The following is a 16441-nucleotide window of genomic DNA, read 5'->3' on the forward strand; positions in this document are numbered from 1 at the left end:
TCAGCCTCGCTGGGATGCGGCAATGGGGGTTTTCCTGGCCGGGCGCGCACCGAGCGCCGGTCGCGGGTCGAGCGCGCCGCCGGGGTTGGTGAACGACAGAAGCAGCCTGTCGGCCTGGATTGCCGGGCGGCTGAGGCGCGCCGGCGCCGCCGCGCGCGGCCCGGCCATGGCGGCGCGGCGGGCAACGGCCAGGTTCACCTTCAGGTCAGGCATGCCGGCGGCGTCGAAGAGGCCGTTGGCGGTGGCGAGCGCGCGGGCGAGCGCATCGGCCTCGAACAGTTCCTGGCGCAACAGCTCGACCAGGCGGCGCACGGCGCGCCAGCGCTCGGTCAGCACCTCCGCCTTGGCTTTCGCTTGCCCGCCCAGCGCCTCGACGGCGGCGCGCGCCTCTGCCGCGGCGGCCGCGGCACGGCATTTGTCCGCTGCCGCGATGATCTTCTCCAGCAGCGCGACGACGTCGTTGCAGTCGTCCAGCGCGATGCGCGCGGCGGAGAGATCGCCGTCGCCGAAAACGGCGCGGTCCTCGGCCTGTTCGCAGCCGCGCCGGCGGGCGATCGCATCATTGAGGTCGGCATCGAGCAAGGCGATGACGGCAGCATATTCGGCAGCCGTCCGCGCCCTGCCGAGCTGTTCGGCATGGGGGGATGTGGTCACGGGATGGGTTCCTTGTGGTGGGCTGGAGGCGGTGGAGCGCCGATCTCCCCCCCTTGTGGAGGAGATTGGCAGGGCAGAGGTAGGCGCGAAGGATCGCGGCGTTGATTCAGCCTGGGTTCTTCGCCCCACCAAGTGGGGCGAGGTGGCTCGGCGAAGCCGAGACGGAGAGGGGATGGCGCCGAGCTGTGCCGGACTCTCCGGCAGAAGCGCCTGCGCCTTACGAAGGCCCCCTCTCCGACCGCTTCGCGGCCACCTCTCCCCCGCCTCGCGGGGGCGAGGAACGCCAGCTCGCCCTACGGCTCGGCGTCGAACACTGGCGTGAACGCCCGTATCGTGCAGGGCGTCGGGTTGACGTGGCGGATCCGCGCCCGGCCCTGCCCTTCCCAGCTGTCGTCGATGGGCACCTCGACATTGCCGGTGAACAGGCTTGCCTTGCCGTCGGGCGCGACGATGGAGGGCATGCGCACGCTTTCCCAGCGGCCGCGGATCAGCGACTGCACCTGAAGCCCTGTCGTGTCGGTCTCGAGCAGCGACAGGATGACACCCGCCACCTTCTTGCGCCGCCCGAGGATCGAGCCGTCCCGGCCGGCGACGTCGAGCTCCAGCGTGTCGGCCTGCGACTGGAACGCAAGCCCGACCTGCCATCTGGCCGCGACGGCGCCGCCGGGCAGCGTCACCTGGCCGGAGGCGACCGGCAGCCCGCGATAGACCTTGCCGCCGGCCAGCACGTCGACCTTTTCGCCGTTGAGATGGCCAAGCCCGGACACGGTGTTGACGGCGGCGCCCGAATAGGTCAGGCCGCAATCGACCTGGAAGGCGTCCTCCAGCGCCCCATATTCGAACGGCGCCGTCATGATCTCGATATAGCGCCTGGTCACGCCGCCGATGGTGCGCCTGACGATCAGCCAGATGTCGTCGACGCCGTCTTGGCCCGGCGTCACCACAGCGCTTTCGACGGCCGCCCAGCCGGAACCGGCGAAGGTTCCGCCGAGGCGGTGGCGGTGCATGCCGCGCACCTCCTGCGAGGGCTGGTGGGTGTAGCCGCCGAGCTCGCCATTATCGAGCGGAAACCACAGCATCGGGTCGGGGTCGGTCTGGAACGCCAGCTCGACCACGCCACGCTTGGCGATGTGCTCGGAGATCTGGCCGATATCATCGGAGGTGAAGCGGCCGGTCGAAGCCTGCGTCAGCTCGGCGATCGAGCGGCGCGAGCGCGTGACATAGAGGAACGACCGGCCGGCATCGACGGGGCGGATGCGGGCACAGCCCGACGTGCGCGAGCGCCGGTTCTTGAACGAGGAGGGCGTCAATGCCTCGTCGATGCCGGAGCCGGAGAGTGCGCGGATGCCGCCGAGCGTCCCGATCAGCAGCGCGCCGTCCGATTCCGCGATCCACGTGATGTCGTTCGCCTGGCCGCCGCCGGCCTGGAGGAATTCCAGCGCGTCGTCATCCTTCTCGCCCAATGCGAAATTGTTGAAATCCCCCGTTGCCGAGGCGTAGACCGAAAACTTGCGGCTGAAGGCCAGGCGCTCCTCGTAGAGCGATCCGCTTTCGACATATTTCCCCGGCACAAGCGTGCCCAGGCGCCAGCGGGATATCGGGCTGAGGTCCGGCAGGGCAAATCCATGCAGTTGGACTTTCACCGCCGTGGCGCTGGTGCGGCTGGTGATCTTGGCCCAGCGCCAGCGGCCATCGGACGCTAGCAGGCGAATGGCCCGGCCGACGTCAGAAGCCTGGAAGCCGGCGCCGCCATTGATGCCGGCGGTCGATGACGCCGTGAGGTCGAACGGGGTCTGGCTCGCCGCCGCCCGGTTGAGGTTCAGTTCGGAAAACGCGCTGTCCGAAGCGCCGTTGATCGCCTTCCACGTAAAGCGGTGATACTCGAACGCCAGCTTGTTCAGGAATTCATAGTAGCGGGTTTCGCCGCCCGACCAGCCGGTCTCGCCGGTGCGGCTGTCGAGCGTCACCCATGTCGCGCCGTCATTCGATCCTTCAAGCACCCAGATTGTCGGCGTGCGGTCGACCGTTCCGCCGGTGCGTGCGGTCAGATAGTAGTTTTCGACGATGGCCTGCGCGCCACCGGCAAGCTGGTAGGTGACCGAGCCGTTGGTGGCACCGGCGATGCCGCTGTCCGTCTCTGTCGCCTTGTCGAAAAGCTGGAAGGCGTCCCCTGCCCCGCCCATGCCTGAGACCGTGCCGGAAGGCGCGGTGTTCGACGTCATCTTCGGCGTCAGCGCCCCATAGTCCGCAGGCGTCAGCGTGGTCGGCGTATCGTTGATGTCGTCATAGGGCCCGTCGTCGATCGCGTAGTCGTCGAGCGCCCATGCCGTATGGGCGGTGCGCGTCAGCACCTTGAGCGGATAATCCCTGTGGGAAATCCACATCTGGTCCGCGGACTGCACATAGTCGAGATCGAACAGGTCGGCTTCAAGATAGGGCGAGGCCACCTCGACCGTGCCGACACGCGCGCCATAGGCGTAGACGCGGATGTAAAGATTGCCGAACTCCAGCATGTAGGCCTGGTCGGCCGAGAAGATGAACGGGATCGCCCGCGTCGCCTTGGCGGACGTCTTGACTTCGCCGACGAAACAGGTGCCGCCGCGCTTGCGGATGCCGCCATGCGGCAGGGTGACGAAGTTTTCGCATTTCGACAGCGCCGCGCGGTAGAGATCAAGCGAGGCGCGCGCGTGCAGGCGTGGCGAGATCTCGCCGCGGGTGAAGACGTCCTGGACCGGATAGAGCGTCGCCATCAGCGCATGGCCCCCGCATAAAACCGGCTGTCGCCGCGCTGCCGCGCCCAACTCGATGTCGAAAGCCGTCCGCCGCGCTGGATGGCCTGCGCGGTGAAGGCGGCGTCCAGCGCGCGGTCGTAGGCCGAACGGGCAATGTCGATCATGCCGGCCTTGTGCGTCAGCGGATGCGCGATCTTGACGGCGAGTGCCGCCACCAGCACTTCGGTGAACGGCGCGTCCCAGTCGTTGGGGTCGGTGAGGTTCGCGACATAGCGGATGGTGAGCGGTCCCGCCCGGTCGCTGTAGACCAACCCCGCCTCCTGCCGCCACGAGATCGCGATGCCGTCCGGCTCGCCATTGTGGGTCAGCGGCAGCGGGCGAAGGCAATCGACGGGGAGTTCATAGACCCAGTTCAGCGTGCAATCGCCGGAACCGGTATCGCTGCCGGCCAGGGATGCCGAAAGGATGGCGAACACCCAGGCGTATTTCGTCAACTCGGCCTCGCGGGTCAGGTCGAAATGCATGTTGAGCAAGCGCGCGGCCTTGATGTCCTCGTCAAGGCTGTCGATCGGCGCCTCGTCGAGGACGGCCAGCGCCATATTGGCGATGTCGGTCGGGGTTATGGCCATGGGTAAGGCCTCCGTGGGTTGTGATTGGGGGAAGTGCGTCTTTCTCCCCGTTCACGGGGAGAAATGCCCGGCAGGGCAATGAGGGGCAGCGCCGGCATCGACGGTTGGCGTCAATGTTCAAGCGCCGGCGCTCGCAGGAAGGAGGTGGGCCTGGCCCACCTCCCGGGAGACGAAACCCTATGCCTCGGTCGTCTTCAGAGCGATGAACGTCATGGTCTTGACGCTCGACGCGGTGCGGTCCCAGTTCGCCGCCAGCGCCAGCTCCGCGTCGGTGGCGAATTCGCCGGCGGTGGAGGCGTCGAGGAAGCGGGTGCCCGGCACATGCGGCACGAAATGCCGGCGGCCGACCATTTCCGTCACCCCGCCGCCATGGCCCTGGCGCGGCTTGCGGTCGAACTCGAGCGGCCCGCCTTCGGTGTTCACGGGCAGCTCGTTCCACAGGATCGCCTTGTCCTTGAACATGAACGCGGTGTAGACGCCCGCCGCCTGCGGGATGTCGTCGTCGACCACGCAGCGCAGCCCCATGTAATAGGGGATGAGCGGCCCGCCCTGCTGCGAGGACGGCACATAGTCGATGAGGTCGGCGAGCTTCAGCGCTTTCATCTGCTTGGAATGGATCCAGAGGGTGCGGAACTTGTCGGCGCGGTCGCCCATCAGGTAGGCCGCCTCGATGATGTCGGTGTCGACGATGGAGGCGCCGGTGGCGCGCACCAGGTCGCCGCCGTCATTGGCCAGATTGTCGGCGACGACGCCCTTGAGCATGCCGATGAGGGTCAGCTTGTTGGCGCGCTGCCAGTACTCGGTCTGCCGCTTGACGATCAGCTTCTGCGGATCGTCGCCCGCCAGGATGGAGGTCAGGTCGGGAACGCCCCACGCCTGGGCGCGGACATTGCGGGCGGCGACCTCGCGGCGCGAGCCGATCTTCTTCATCTCGATGGAATCGGCCGGGTCGTCATTGACCGGCTCGGACGGATCGTTGCCGAGGTCCTTCCAGCCGGGCATGTCGACGGAACGGCCGCCCATCGACAGTTTCGAGGAGATGGCCGGATCGGAAAACAGGATGCCGGCCTGGTAGATTTCGAGCGACTGGACGTGCTCCTCGAAAGCGTATTGGGCATAAACGGACGGAACGATCGCGTCCGCGATACGGGTATAGGCGTCTGCCATTTTGTCTTTCCTTTGAGAGATTGATCGGCGGCTGATGCGTCGGGATCAGAGCGGGTTGTTCGGCATCCAGAGATCCGGGTTTTCGCCCGCTTCCCTGGCCAGCCGCCGGGCGCGTTGAGGGTCGCTTTTGACAAGGGCTGAAATGGCCGAAACGTTGCGCTCGCCGGCGGCGTTGCGCCGGAAGGGGTTTTGCCCCCGCGGCGCCGCGTCGGCGTCGATCGTGTCTTCGCGGAACATCGCCTCGCCGATCGCCTGGAAGGCCCTGGCGATCTGCGGATCGGTCAGGGCGCCGTCGGGCAGAAGGATGCCTTTCTGCTTGTAGGCATCGACCAGGCCGAGCTTCTTCATCGCCCGGTTGGCCACCTCCAGCTTCTGGCGAAAGCCATCGCTGTCGGTAGGCCCCCAATCCCTGACAAGATCGTCATGGGTGGCTTCGACCGAGCGGGCGAGCGCTGCCTGCTGGGCCGCCGCCTGCTCGGCCATGTAGCCGACGAACCTGTCATGATAGGCCTGGGCGATCTTCGGCGTGGCGCCGGCTTCGACCGCCCACGCCTTGGACGCCTGGGCGAGTTCGTCCGAATAGGCGAAGGTTTCCGGCAGGCCGTCAGGCCGCCGGTATTCGACCTTTTCGGGCGATGTCAGCGGACGCATCGCCTCGGGCAGCCGGGCATGGAATTTGTCCCAGTCTTCCTTCGGCGCGTCCCTGGCTGGAACGCGCAGGCTTTCGCCCTGCCGCCGCTCCAGCTCCGCATAGGATGTGAAAACCCGATCGAGGCTTTCAGGCTTGGTCCAGCCCTTGGCTTCAGCAAGCTTGCGGTTGCCTTCGGAAAGACCGTCAAACCAACTTTTGCCGGCAAGCCCGGCGGACCCGTTATCCGCGCCTGCCGGTGGCCGTTCCGGGTTGCCCGCCGGCTGCGACGAGGCAGCCACGGACCCGGCATCTGCCAGATCTGTCATGTGATGTTCCTTTTGAGGGTTAGGTTGGAAGTGAACTGGTGGCGCCGCCAATCGTCCTTGTGTGAGGGAGAGGAGCGGTCTACGCGGCAGGAAGGGCGGCCAGACACGGCCGGGACCGCTCAGGCTGAATCATTTTGACAGGCATCGGCGCTAGCGCCTTGTTCGAAAGAGGTGTTTCGCCTCCCGGTTCATCAACGCCCGAGAAACCATGTCTTATATCGTGACAGCCTGTGCCGCCGTTCCGCCGCAATGCGGCCGCACGGGACGATCGATAGGGATTTCAAATCTTTAAGGGAGACGTCACATGAACCTTCACAAAACAACTGCCGCCGTTTTGATGATCGCCGCGCTGGCGGGCTGCGCGCAGACGGAAGGCCAGCAGCGGGCCGGAACCGGTGCGCTGATCGGCGGCGCCGGCGGCGCCCTCGTCGGCCAGGCCATCGGCGGCAACACCAAGAGCACGGTCATCGGCGCGGCCAGCGGCGCCTTGCTCGGCGCCGTCGTCGGCTCGGCCACCACCCCGCAGCGCCGCGGCGACCAGCTCTGCCGCTACCAGGACCGCTACGGCCGCATCTACACCGCGCCTTGCGACGACCGGTACTACAACGGCAATTATTGAATCACCGGCGGCCAGACCGCCGATCTCCCCCCTCGTGGGGGAGATGTCCGGCAGGACAGAGGGGGGCGCCGTAGAGCGCCGACCTCGGTCGCTGCCGAACTTTGAACATGGCCATATGTTTGTCGTCTAGGGCCCGGCTTGAGCGACCGCTCGTGATTTGATCGCCGTGCGATGAACACGGCAAGGCCGGCGGGACAGCGCCCCCCTCTGCCCTGCCGGGCATCCCCCCGCAAGGGGGGAGATCGGCGCTTCAGCGCCTCACCTCTCCTCCTCCCGTGCCGCCTTTTCCAGCGCCACGAGCTGCGCCTCGTCCAGCGTCAGGAACCCCATAATGTGCTGCACCACTTCGGCGCGCGCGTTGCTGAGCGCGCTGTGCAGCTCGAAGCCATTGGGGGTTCTGGTCCGCGCCATCCACTCGCCGTATGACGGGCGCCTGAAATAGCCGACCGTCGCCGCGAGATCGGCCAGCACCATTTCGCCGTCCTCGCCGGAGAACACGCGCAGATACGCCTTGGCCAGCGCCTCGCGTGCTTTGGCGGGGCCGCCGTTTTGCGACGCGTGGGCGAAGCGTTTGCGGCTCATGCGCGCTGTCCGGCCGGCATCGCGCCCTGGGCGCCGGCATCAGGTGCCGGCCCATCGGCGGTGCCGCCCTGCAGCATGCCTTGCAGGCCTTCGAGCAGGCCGCTGTCGCGCGCCTGCACGGCCGCCGGCACGGTATCCTTGGCCACCTTGCCGGCGGTGGCGATCGCCGCCATGCCGGCCTGCGCCTGGCTGGCCTTGGCCCTCGCGTCGCGCAGGCCCGCCACCTCATCCTTGCGGCGGAAGATGCGCTGCGGGCTGCGGCCGGCGCTCTGCACGATCTTGAGCGCCTCGTCGCTGTCGATATTGTCCATCACATCAGGGTCGAACTGCGCCATCTGCATGGCCGTGGTCACCAGCTGGATGGTGTCGCGCGCTTCCGCCGAGCGGCGCAAGACATCGAGCGGACCGGTGAAGGTCGGCCGCACCGCCTTGCCCGCCAGGCTCGCCGGCGGCAGGAACCGGCTGTCCTCGTCATAGAGGCCCTTGTCCTCCAATATGCCGAGCTCGCGGTCGAGATTGGTGGCAAAGCCCGCCTGGATGATCGAGCCCGACGGCCCCAGCAGCGCGCCCTTCTCCTCCTGGCGGATCAGCGCCTCGGTGGCGGTCATCTGCGGGTTCTGCACCAGGGTCTGGAACAGGTTGACGAACATCATGTCGCGGATCTCCTCCGCCCGGCTCGCCGCATAGTCGAAGGCGTAGCTCGGGTTCTGCCCGGTGGTGATCGGCGCGATCAGCGGCCTTCCATTGTCGTCGATGAGGCCAGGATAATTCTCGCCCGGATCGAGCACCGGCACATAGTCGAGCCTGGCCTTCGACGCCGTCGGTGGATCGGTGATCTGTTGCAGCGCGCGCAGGCCCGAGCGGCGGACCGCGTTTTCCTCGCGCACGGTCGTCAAGGCTTCGATGGTCGGCGAGATGCCATAGGCGTCGCCCTCGTAGCGGCGCCAGTTGAAGGCCGACACCGGGAAGGTGCGAAAACCGCTCTCGCGCACGATCTCCTCCTCGTCCTCGATGACATGGTAGGAGGCGAAGGCGGCGTCGAGATAGCGGTAGCTTCCGCCCGAGCGGTACATGCGGCGCTCGTCACGCGGCTGGATGCACTGGATGAGCGCGATCTTCTCCTCGCATTTGGCGGGATCGTCGACCAGCGTCCTGATGCGCGCCGGCAGTTTTTCGTAGCCGAGCAGCTGCGCCGCCTGGCGCGCGGTGCGTTCGTAGCGGCGGTGGAAGATGTCGACCTGGCCCCAGCGGTTGCGCGAGAGATAGCCTTCCACCACCGGGATCGAGGCGTAGCGGATCAGCGTCGAACCGAAACCTTCCTCGGCATAGAGATAGGCCGGACCGTAGCGCACGACATTGCGCAGGCAGGCTTGCGTCGCCGGCACGAAATTGGAATTGGCGGAGTAGCGCAGCGAAAACAGGAAGTCGCGCAGGTTTTCCGCCCATTCCTTTTCCTCGTCGGTCTCCTCGTCGTCCATCTCGGCGGTGGTCAGCCCGTGCCATTTCTCCGACTGCGGGATGATCAGGCTTTCCAGCCCGGCGGCCAGCCGGTTGGCGGCCGAGTTGATGGTGTTGGCGTAGACACGGGCGCCGCGCCGCTCCTGCCGCTCGGCCTGGCTGTCGCCGCGGCGGGCACCGCGCCCGGAGCGGATATCGGGCCCATCGGGATCGCAGAACTCCGCCACCGCCTCCCATACGGGCTCGTAGGCGGCGCGCTCGCTCTCGAGCTCGGACTGGCGGGAAAGAATATCGCGGGCGCGGGAATCGCTGGTCATGGGGGCCTCGTTAAAACTGGGGGATCTCCCCCCTTGAGGGGGAGATGGCCGCAAAGCGGCCAGAGGGGGTCGGATCGACCGGGTTCGGCCTTCTGCAACAGAAGGAGGTTAGCGCTTCATGCGAGGCGACCCCCTCTGTCGCCTCCGGCGACATCTCCCCCTCAAGGGGGGAGATCGGCAGCTTCAGCCGACGATGTCATTCTTTTGCGCGGTTCTTGGTCTAGGAACGTCTCGCGGCGGGGTTTTGCAGGAGGTCGATGTGACGACGACAAGCCTTGCCGCCCTGAAGAACCAGAGCAAACGTACCGTTAAACGGCTCATCGGCTATGATTCCCGCAACTGGCTGCGCATCCGCCAGATCGAAGCCTTCACCACTTTCCTGACGGCCGCCAACCGCAAATCGCGCGACGTGATCGAGATCTCGCCCGGCTGGAACCGCTACTGGAAGGCGATGTGCCCCAACTATCGCTCGGTCGACTTCCCCGATTTCGACATCTGCAAGGATCGCACCGACGAGCAATATTCCATCGTCATCGCCGACCAGGTGCTGGAACATGTGCAGCGGCCGCAGGCGGCGGCGCGGAACATCCACGCCATGACCCGCGAGGGCGGCTGGGCGATGGTGGCGACGCCCTTCCTGTTTCGCGTACACGCCAGGCCGCACGACTACAACAGGTGGACGCCGGCCGGCCTGAAGCAGCTGATGGTCGACGGCGGCTTCGCCGAGGACAACGTCCAGGCGTTCGGCTGGGGCAACAAGGCCTGCGCCCGCGCCCACATAGGCGGCCCGGTCCGCGCCTACGGCCTGTGGCGGGACCTCAGCAACGACGAGGAATACCCGATGATGGTCTGGGCGTTCGCGAAGAAGGGATGAGCGGTGGAAGCTGCCAATCTCCCCCCTCGTGGGGGAGATTGGCAGCGTTCACCCGCCACGCCGCTTCACCAACCTTGCATGCCGTCTCCAATACCACCAGTCCAGCACGCGCCGGCGAAAACTGCGCTTCATCGCGGTCATGGTTACACCCCCAAAAGCACGCGGCGCTGGCCGGCGAGGCTGCCGGGCGCCAGATCGGTCTTTATGGTGCTGGCCGTGCCCTGGCGTTGTTCGAGCTCAGCCCGAAGTGCTGCTTCGCGCGCCTGCACGTCCTTATCCCCGGCCGTCGGCACTGCCGGCAGCGGCTTCAGTTCCGGTGGTTTTTGAAACAGACACATGGTTCCAGCCTTCTCTTGTCCAGTCGTAGAGGAAAAAATCTTCGCCGTTCCGGCCATATCCGGGCAGCAGGCAACGTTGCGTGGCGCCCAGCCGCGCAAGCCAGCGCAGCGCCAGTTCATTGCCGGCCAGCGCCCGCGCCTCGACCCGCCAGGCACCGCGGGCGGAAACTTGCGGACCGAGCACCGCGTGAAAGAACTCCGTAATCCCGGGCACGCAGCGCCTCATGCGGCGCGTGCCCCAGCTCCAGGCGATCCAAAGCCCGCTCCGCTGTTCGGCCGCGCCGAAGCCGACCTCCGGATTGCCGCCGAGCTCGGCCACATAGGCAAACCCTTGCAGCGCGGTGAGCGCCAGCAGCGCCGGCGACCAGTAGTCGAGCTGGCAATCGATCTCGGCGCGATCCTCGGGCCGCAAATTGGCGGCGATATAGGAGAGATCGCGCAGGGTCGCGGGGATGATGCGGAGGGTCATGCGAATGCCAGAGCCCGGGGGATAAGGTTCATCTGTGTGAGTGCCGCGTGAAAAATTCACGCCCTTGACCGGTCTCCTCTCCGGTGACCTACTTCGACCATAGAATGCGGGAGCAAAACATCGGTCATCCAATTGAAGGGAGACGGGCGAATGGACATTCGATCGGCGCTGACGCAGATATCTGAGGCCTTCAACGCGCACGATCTCGATCGGATCATGGCGTTCTTTTCCGACGACTGCATCCTGGAGATGCCGAGGGGAGGCAATCCTTGGGGCTCTCGTTTCGAGGGCAAGGAAAACGTACGGCAAGCACTGGCGACACGCTTTGAAGGCTTGCCCGATGTCCACTACGGCAACGCCGAGCATTTTGTGGATTCGACCGCCAATACCGGCATCTCGAAATGGATCCTCACAGGTACCACCCGCGAGGGGGAGAAAAAGGAGGTCAGGGGTTGCGACTTCTACACGTTTCGCGACGGCAAGGTGATCCGCAAGGATTCATATTGGAAAATCGTGGAGTAGGCCCCGCAGGGACATCGCAGCGCGGGCTATCGGGCCGGCGCCGGAGCGCCCGTTTCCTCCAGCGGGAATTGCGCTGCCGCGACGCTCCGAAGAGCCCTCCGCCCTCACCTGAACGCCCCCAGCGGATCGCTCTGCCCCTTCGCCCGTCTCGCAGTCCTGAACTCCGCCGGATTGACCACCGCTTCCCTGAGCATCATCACGCCATAACGCGTCGCCGCCATCAAATCGTCGCGAAGTTTGACCACCTGGCCGTCCTTGCGATGATAGAGCCGGAACTCCTCGAACCAGGGGACAAGCGTCGAAAACACCTTGAACCGGCCGGACTGCATGCGGTCGAGCATCTCCATCAGCCCGGCCTCGACCGAGACCGAACCGTCGGGGAATTGCGCGTGGCGCGACAGCATGTTCAGCCCGTGCGCGGCATATTGCTTGGCGAGCGCGGTGCCCGCCCCTTCCAGCGTTTCGCGGCGGCCGTCGCGCGGCCACGCCCAGGGCAGCCATTCGCCCCAAGGCTTCAGGGTCAGCGCCTGCATGGCGGGAGTCTGCTGCGAGGCGCGCGCGGCCCTGGCGACATAGACGACGTCGGCCTCCGTATCCCAGGCGAGCTCGACCGCGGCGGAAGGGTGGTCCCAGCCGAAATCGAGCGCCCCGATGCGCGGCCAGTAGCGCGGCAGCCGGAACGGCGCGCAGGCAATCAGCTCCTCCGCCACCGGAAAGATGCGGCCGGACCCCAGCACCGGAATGCCCCGGGCGCGGGCCTCGCGCTCATGCGCGGGATAGGCGGCAACGATCGCCGCGCGCTCCTCGGGCGAATAATGCTCGGCGCCGTCGATGGTCATGAAGGTGACGTGACGGGACATGGGGGATCCTGAATCACTTTCGAGATAATCGATGTAGCGTCTTGTGAAGGCTACGTTTTTCGGACCAACGTCGCGCCGCCCTCACCTGCCTGCCGGCATCCTCTCCCCGTATAGTGACGGGGAGAGGGGTGCTGTTGTCGACGATTTCGCCAATCGCGAACGTTCAAGAATCGGCGCCGAGATTGCGGCCAGCTCCCTTCTCCCCGTCATTACGGGGAGAAGGTGGCGGCAGCCGGATGAGGGGCAGCGCCGACGAAGGGGAGCAAGCGCCAAGTGCGATGCCGCTCGTCCCCAATCAGTTTCTTCTCCATCACCCCTTCCCCATCCCCTCCACCTTCGCCGCCGACAAAAACAGCAGCACCACATCGGACATGCCGAGCAGCGGCGTGAAGGTGACGATGGTGATGCCGCCGGTGGCGTTGGTGCGGGTGAGGCCCTCGGAATAAATGTCGAGCGGCGGTTCCTCGTCGAACCAGACGCCGTGCAGCGTTTCGCCCTGCCATTTCTCGCGGCCTTTCTCGAAACTCTTGAACGACAGCACGCTCTCGCCGGCCTGAACATCGCCGCCGCCGCCATGGCGCACCACGACGCTGTCGAGCGCGCCCGGCGCGCCACGACCCATCATGGTGTCGACGATGGCATCGGCCGGGATCATGCCGGTGCCCCATTGCGCCTGCTGCTGCGGCGGGCCGACCAGCACGCGCTGCGGATTGTCGCGCGTGCCCTCGCCGGTAACGCCGGCGGCCCACAGCCGCACCGGCGCATCGAAAATCTTGCCTTGCCACCACGCGGGATAGCGGCCCGTCAGGTGCATGGCCCATTCGGCGCCGCCGGCGCGGGTCTTGCCGAGCTGGTTGCCGGCCATGAACAGCCGCTCGCGGTTGGCGGCGCCTGCCGCGTGAAACGCCGCCTGCCTGGCATAGGGCCGGTAGGCGGCAAGCTGGTTGGTACGACGCCTGCGGTCAAGCTCCGCCAGCAGCGCCAGATATTCCGTCCTCGCCGCCACCGGCGATGTCTTCGAGGAACGGTTTGACCGCGGCTTCGAGCGCGCGGATGCGGCTGCGGATCTCTTCATCGCTCAGGGCATCCAGATGGTTGACGGCGACATCGAAATCCTTGGGCAGCACCGAAAGCACGATCTTCAGATACTGGTCAGGCTTGTCGGCCCGCACTTCGGCGATGACGCCGGCGCCATGGGCGCGGAAATCGGCGCGCACGGCGGCGAGAAAGTGGTCGCCCAGCGTTTTCTTCGGGCGATTGCGGCGGGTCTCCGGCGCGGCCTCCGGGCTTGCGCTCCGGCTGGCGGCCGGCTTGCGCTCTTTGCCGCGCGCCGGCACTGCGGCGGTTTCGTCAGCCATGGCCCGTCACCGCCTCGGCATCGCCGGCCTTGGCCTTCGACGGCACGGACTTGACCGACCGGACCCGCTTCTTCTTCGAGCGGGTGGATTTCTTCCTGACGTTCCTGGCGCCCTTCGGCCGCCGGGCAGGTTTTGCGACGCCCGGCAGATCCTTCAGGCCCGCCATGGCGAGGCCGATGGCGCCGCTATGAATTGTCGCCTGCGGGAAAGCGAAGCCGCCGGCCGCGTCTCGAACCATGCCGATCAGCACGCCGGTTGCGACCTGCTCGATCCGGCCGAGCCGCGTCTGCGGCGCCGCACCCTCGAATTCGCCAATGGCGCTGACGACCTCAAGGCCGTCATCCCCGGTGATGATGGTGGCATAGCGTGGCATGGGATTTCTCGCGGATAATCGTCAGGTTCGAAACGTCGCATTCCTTCCGCCCCCCTCTGTCCTGCCGGACATCTCCCCCACGAGGGGAGAGATCGCAGCTTCGGCGCCTCGCTTTTTTCTACAACGTTGGCGATTGGCGAAAGCCGGGACAACAGCCGATCTCCCCACCCGTGGGGGAGATGGCCGGCAGGCCAGAGGGGGGCGCCGTAGAGCGCCATCATTCGAGGAGAAAAGCAAAACCAGAAACACAAAACCCGCCTCGGCGGCGGGTCATCGGCGCAACTCAGCACCATAGATAAAAACTTAGCATAGTTGCCTTCACCCCGTCAACAGCTTTTAGGAAAAAATTCCTTATCGGCTTTAGGCATCCCCGCGCAGCGAATGCACGCCTTCACGGCATGGGCGAACAGGATCAGCCCAACTAATGAACCGGGGCTTCGTCACAATCTCGCTGTGAAGGTCGCTAAGCGCGTTGAATGAAGATCCGCTTGAATATCGCGCCAATACCCAGCACGACCGGCGCTCTTGTTTCGGCGCGCCAGAATCAAAAACCCGCCTCGGGGGCGGGTCATCGGCGCAACTCAGCACCATAGATAAAAACATAGCATAGTTGCCTTCACCCCGTCAACAGTCTTTAAGAAAAAAATCCTATCTTGCCCGTCCCAGCGTGATCCTCCCCCGGCCTATCCGCTTTGTCAGTTGGGTGCTGGAGCATTGACCGCGAATTGCGCGGCGAACGCCCTGCCATAGGCGGGCCGGGCTTCGCCGCGGGCCACATAGGCAGCCAGGTTTTGATATTCGTCCAGAATGCCCGACATTCTGAGCCGCAGCAGCACAGATACCATCAACAGATCGCCCGCGCTGAACGCGCCGTCGAGCCAGTCGGCGCCGCCCAGATGGGCCGAGAGCCTGTCCAGCCGGGCGCGAACGCGGTCCTTCACCAATGGCAGGCGCTCCTCGCTCCAGGGCTTGTCGGCCTCGAATATTTTTGCCGTCGTCAGTTCGAGGATCGGCAGCTCGACGGTGTTGAGCGCGGCAAACATCCAGGTGATGGCGCGGGCGCGGGCATCGCGATCCTCCGGCAGCAGCCCCGGATACCGCTCGGCAAGGTGGAAGACGATCGAGCCGGTCTCGAACAGGCAGAGCGAACCGTCCTCGTAGGTGGGGATCTGGCCGAAGGGCTGAATGGCCAGATGGTCGGGCGCCTTCATCTCGGCATGGGAAACAAGACGAACCTCATACGGCTGGCCCACTTCCTCGAGCGCCCAGCGAACGCGCGTGTCGCGCGCCAGTCCCTTGCCGCCGTCGGGCGACCGTTTGAATGCCGTAATGGTGATTGTCATTGCATCCGCTTCCTTGCCTGTTTCCGGGCTTCCTGGCGATGACGAACAAGCCTGCGCGGCAGCCCGACATCGGTCTTGAACTATTTTCCTTGCCGGGCGCGGATCGCGAATGGATGTCCGCGCGTTCTGAACGCCTATGCACGCCGCCTCAAAGTGACCTCGGTTTTGGGCGACATGCGTAGGCCGATACCTGCAAGTGCGTCGCACGGGCCCTGTTCAGCGTGACGCGCCTCACCGATGGGAGCAACCGCCATGAACGTCGCCAACCTGCAACTCGAGGGCCTGCTGATGGCCGTCGCATCGATCAACCACGTCCTGGTCAGGAAGGGCGTGCTGACATCAGAGGAGATCGACATCGCCCTGCGCAAGGCCGAAGCCGGCGAAACCAGCGAGGAGCGGTCCGAGGGCATGTCGGCGTCGAGCCGCGACGCCGTCAATTTCCCGATCCGGCTGCTGGAGCTCGCCAACCAGTGCCAGCCCGAAGCTGACATGCCGTCCTTTTCGAAACTGGCGCGCATGGTCGGCCAGATGAAGGAACCCTACAACGACCAGATGTAGCTACGCCCTGCCCGGCCATCCCGGATTGAACGAAAGCACGCGGCCCGGCCCGTGCACGGCGGCGAACAGCAGCCCGGCCAGGAAGGAAAAATGGTCGACGAAGAAGCCGAATTCCGCCTGGTTGCCGGCCCAGTGGCTCGGTCCGTGGAAGGCGAAGCCGAGGAACAGCACGTAGACCGCCGCGACCAGCGCGGCCGGCGTGAAGAAGGCGCCGGTGAGGAAAGCGATCACCAGCAGCACCTCCAGTATCGCCGCGCACCAGGCCAGGAACAGCGGAAACGGAAAGCCGGCGGCGGCGATATAGCCGGCGGTGGCGCCCATGCCCATGAACTTGAACGTCACCGCCATCAGGAAGACGGCCGCGAAGATCAGGCGGGCGATGAGCAAGGCGGCGGTCTGCCACGGCGATTGGACGGTTGGCGACGGCATGGTTGTTCTCCCGTTTCGTTTGCTTGTCTTACCCAATTCCGGATGGAAACCGAACTTTCCTGGAATTGCTCCTAGGACGCGCCACGCGCCGCGCATCCGACATGTCTGCCGAAGTTTTTTCCGGATGTCGCGATCGGCGCCGCTCGATCGGGCCCGCTGTCGCAAAACCGGATTCCGGTTTGCCGGCTCCTGGATAGAGGGG

The 16441-nt window shown here is 65.9% G+C and carries 18 protein-coding genes and 1 pseudogene; 4 read left to right on the top strand and 15 right to left on the bottom strand.

The features are described 5' to 3' along the window. The 5 genes from FJ426_RS25485 to FJ426_RS25505 all read right to left on the bottom strand — a co-directional run bounded on the left by FJ426_RS25485 (nucleotide 1) and on the right by FJ426_RS25505 (nucleotide 6139). Nucleotides 1–654, bottom strand: coding sequence for a hypothetical protein (locus FJ426_RS25485; RefSeq protein ID WP_140623034.1), 654 nt, complete (start codon nucleotides 652–654; stop codon nucleotides 1–3). A 293-nt stretch (nucleotides 655–947) separates the two neighbouring features. Beyond that, nucleotides 948–3404, bottom strand: coding sequence for a hypothetical protein (locus tag FJ426_RS25490; RefSeq protein WP_140561077.1), 2457 nt, complete (start codon nucleotides 3402–3404; stop codon nucleotides 948–950). Then, complete coding sequence (locus FJ426_RS25495; RefSeq protein ID WP_140561078.1) at nucleotides 3404–4015, bottom strand: hypothetical protein; 612 nt, start codon at nucleotides 4013–4015, stop codon at nucleotides 3404–3406. Before FJ426_RS25495 ends, FJ426_RS25490 begins: the two co-directional genes overlap by 1 nt. A 177-nt stretch (nucleotides 4016–4192) precedes the next feature. After that, entirely contained in the window at nucleotides 4193–5182 is a 990-nt protein-coding gene (locus FJ426_RS25500; protein ID WP_140515933.1) for a Coat protein, read from the bottom strand. A 45-nt stretch (nucleotides 5183–5227) separates the two neighbouring features. After that, nucleotides 5228–6139, bottom strand: coding sequence for a hypothetical protein (locus FJ426_RS25505; RefSeq protein ID WP_140561079.1), 912 nt, complete (start codon nucleotides 6137–6139; stop codon nucleotides 5228–5230). Between the two features lie 304 nt (nucleotides 6140–6443). Here FJ426_RS25505 and FJ426_RS25510 point away from each other — a divergent pair, with 304 nt between their 5' ends. Then, entirely contained in the window at nucleotides 6444–6758 is a 315-nt protein-coding gene (locus FJ426_RS25510) for a YMGG-like glycine zipper-containing protein (RefSeq protein WP_140521524.1), read from the top strand. 258 nt (nucleotides 6759–7016) lie between these two features. Here FJ426_RS25510 and FJ426_RS25515 read toward each other — a convergent pair whose 3' ends face one another. Both FJ426_RS25515 and FJ426_RS25520 read right to left on the bottom strand, forming a co-directional pair. Then, entirely contained in the window at nucleotides 7017–7340 is a 324-nt protein-coding gene (locus FJ426_RS25515) for a hypothetical protein (RefSeq protein ID WP_140561080.1), read from the bottom strand. Beyond that, a complete protein-coding gene (locus FJ426_RS25520; RefSeq protein ID WP_140561081.1) occupies nucleotides 7337–9115 on the bottom strand; it encodes a portal protein in 1779 nt (592 codons plus the stop codon). Before FJ426_RS25520 ends, FJ426_RS25515 begins: the two co-directional genes overlap by 4 nt. A gap of 259 nt (nucleotides 9116–9374) precedes the next feature. Here FJ426_RS25520 and FJ426_RS25525 point away from each other — a divergent pair, with 259 nt between their 5' ends. Beyond that, nucleotides 9375–9989: a methyltransferase domain-containing protein gene (locus FJ426_RS25525; RefSeq protein WP_224519113.1), complete on the top strand. Its 615-nt coding sequence runs from the start codon at nucleotides 9375–9377 to the stop codon at nucleotides 9987–9989. A gap of 143 nt (nucleotides 9990–10132) precedes the next feature. On the opposite strand, the gene FJ426_RS32085 is transcribed toward FJ426_RS25525, so the two are convergent. Both FJ426_RS32085 and FJ426_RS25535 read right to left on the bottom strand, forming a co-directional pair. Then, complete coding sequence (locus tag FJ426_RS32085; RefSeq protein WP_263486360.1) at nucleotides 10133–10258, bottom strand: hypothetical protein; 126 nt, start codon at nucleotides 10256–10258, stop codon at nucleotides 10133–10135. Nucleotides 10259–10262: 4 nt separating this feature from the next. Further along, a complete protein-coding gene (locus FJ426_RS25535) occupies nucleotides 10263–10796 on the bottom strand; it encodes a hypothetical protein (RefSeq protein WP_140521522.1) in 534 nt (177 codons plus the stop codon). A gap of 150 nt (nucleotides 10797–10946) precedes the next feature. Here FJ426_RS25535 and FJ426_RS25540 point away from each other — a divergent pair, with 150 nt between their 5' ends. Further along, nucleotides 10947–11318: a nuclear transport factor 2 family protein gene (locus tag FJ426_RS25540; RefSeq protein WP_140521521.1), complete on the top strand. Its 372-nt coding sequence runs from the start codon at nucleotides 10947–10949 to the stop codon at nucleotides 11316–11318. Nucleotides 11319–11422: 104 nt separating this feature from the next. Here the strand turns inward: FJ426_RS25540 and FJ426_RS25545 are convergent, their stop codons facing one another. The 5 genes and pseudogenes from FJ426_RS25545 to FJ426_RS25575 form a co-directional block, all read right to left on the bottom strand. After that, nucleotides 11423–12178: a terminase family protein gene (locus FJ426_RS25545; protein WP_140561083.1), complete on the bottom strand. Its 756-nt coding sequence runs from the start codon at nucleotides 12176–12178 to the stop codon at nucleotides 11423–11425. Nucleotides 12179–12524: 346 nt separating this feature from the next. Further along, nucleotides 12525–13184 (bottom strand): annotated as a pseudogene (locus FJ426_RS25555) (terminase family protein); the annotation flags it as partial. Beyond that, nucleotides 13141–13536, bottom strand: a complete 396-nt coding sequence (locus tag FJ426_RS25560) for a hypothetical protein (protein WP_140561085.1) — start codon at nucleotides 13534–13536, stop codon at nucleotides 13141–13143. The pseudogene FJ426_RS25555 and the gene FJ426_RS25560, both read right to left, overlap by 44 nt. Next, complete coding sequence (locus tag FJ426_RS25565; RefSeq protein ID WP_140561086.1) at nucleotides 13529–13909, bottom strand: hypothetical protein; 381 nt, start codon at nucleotides 13907–13909, stop codon at nucleotides 13529–13531. The genes FJ426_RS25560 and FJ426_RS25565 overlap by 8 nt, the downstream gene beginning before the upstream one ends. A 695-nt stretch (nucleotides 13910–14604) precedes the next feature. Further along, nucleotides 14605–15252: a glutathione S-transferase family protein gene (locus FJ426_RS25575; RefSeq protein ID WP_140499977.1), complete on the bottom strand. Its 648-nt coding sequence runs from the start codon at nucleotides 15250–15252 to the stop codon at nucleotides 14605–14607. Nucleotides 15253–15504: 252 nt separating this feature from the next. On the opposite strand from FJ426_RS25575, the gene FJ426_RS25580 reads away from it, so the two are divergent. Beyond that, a complete protein-coding gene (locus FJ426_RS25580) occupies nucleotides 15505–15810 on the top strand; it encodes a hypothetical protein (RefSeq protein WP_140499979.1) in 306 nt (101 codons plus the stop codon). Here the strand turns inward: FJ426_RS25580 and FJ426_RS25585 are convergent, their stop codons facing one another. Beyond that, a complete protein-coding gene (locus tag FJ426_RS25585) occupies nucleotides 15811–16239 on the bottom strand; it encodes a DoxX family protein (RefSeq protein WP_140499981.1) in 429 nt (142 codons plus the stop codon). Between the last annotated feature and the right edge of the window lie 202 nt (nucleotides 16240–16441).

Source organism: Mesorhizobium sp. B2-6-4 (genome assembly GCF_006441495.1).
Taxonomy (GTDB): Bacteria; Pseudomonadota; Alphaproteobacteria; order Rhizobiales; family Rhizobiaceae; genus Mesorhizobium.

Bases quoted from the DNA above. Each gene is read 5' to 3' on its own strand.
- FJ426_RS25490 (WP_140561077.1), bottom strand. From the start codon at position 3,404: ATGGCGACGCTCTATCCGGTCCAGGACGTCTTCACCCGCGGCGAGATC.
- FJ426_RS25495 (WP_140561078.1), bottom strand. From the start codon at position 4,015: ATGGCCATAACCCCGACCGACATCGCCAATATGGCGCTGGCCGTCCTC.
- FJ426_RS25500 (WP_140515933.1), bottom strand. From the start codon at position 5,182: ATGGCAGACGCCTATACCCGTATCGCGGACGCGATCGTTCCGTCCGTT.
- FJ426_RS25505 (WP_140561079.1), bottom strand. From the start codon at position 6,139: ATGACAGATCTGGCAGATGCCGGGTCCGTGGCTGCCTCGTCGCAGCCG.
- FJ426_RS25510 (WP_140521524.1), top strand. From the start codon at position 6,444: ATGAACCTTCACAAAACAACTGCCGCCGTTTTGATGATCGCCGCGCTG.
- FJ426_RS25515 (WP_140561080.1), bottom strand. From the start codon at position 7,340: ATGAGCCGCAAACGCTTCGCCCACGCGTCGCAAAACGGCGGCCCCGCC.
- FJ426_RS25520 (WP_140561081.1), bottom strand. From the start codon at position 9,115: ATGACCAGCGATTCCCGCGCCCGCGATATTCTTTCCCGCCAGTCCGAG.
- FJ426_RS25535 (WP_140521522.1), bottom strand. From the start codon at position 10,796: ATGACCCTCCGCATCATCCCCGCGACCCTGCGCGATCTCTCCTATATC.
- FJ426_RS25540 (WP_140521521.1), top strand. From the start codon at position 10,947: ATGGACATTCGATCGGCGCTGACGCAGATATCTGAGGCCTTCAACGCG.
- FJ426_RS25545 (WP_140561083.1), bottom strand. From the start codon at position 12,178: ATGTCCCGTCACGTCACCTTCATGACCATCGACGGCGCCGAGCATTAT.
- FJ426_RS25560 (WP_140561085.1), bottom strand. From the start codon at position 13,536: ATGGCTGACGAAACCGCCGCAGTGCCGGCGCGCGGCAAAGAGCGCAAG.
- FJ426_RS25565 (WP_140561086.1), bottom strand. From the start codon at position 13,909: ATGCCACGCTATGCCACCATCATCACCGGGGATGACGGCCTTGAGGTC.
- FJ426_RS25575 (WP_140499977.1), bottom strand. From the start codon at position 15,252: ATGACAATCACCATTACGGCATTCAAACGGTCGCCCGACGGCGGCAAG.
- FJ426_RS25580 (WP_140499979.1), top strand. From the start codon at position 15,505: ATGAACGTCGCCAACCTGCAACTCGAGGGCCTGCTGATGGCCGTCGCA.
- FJ426_RS25585 (WP_140499981.1), bottom strand. From the start codon at position 16,239: ATGCCGTCGCCAACCGTCCAATCGCCGTGGCAGACCGCCGCCTTGCTC.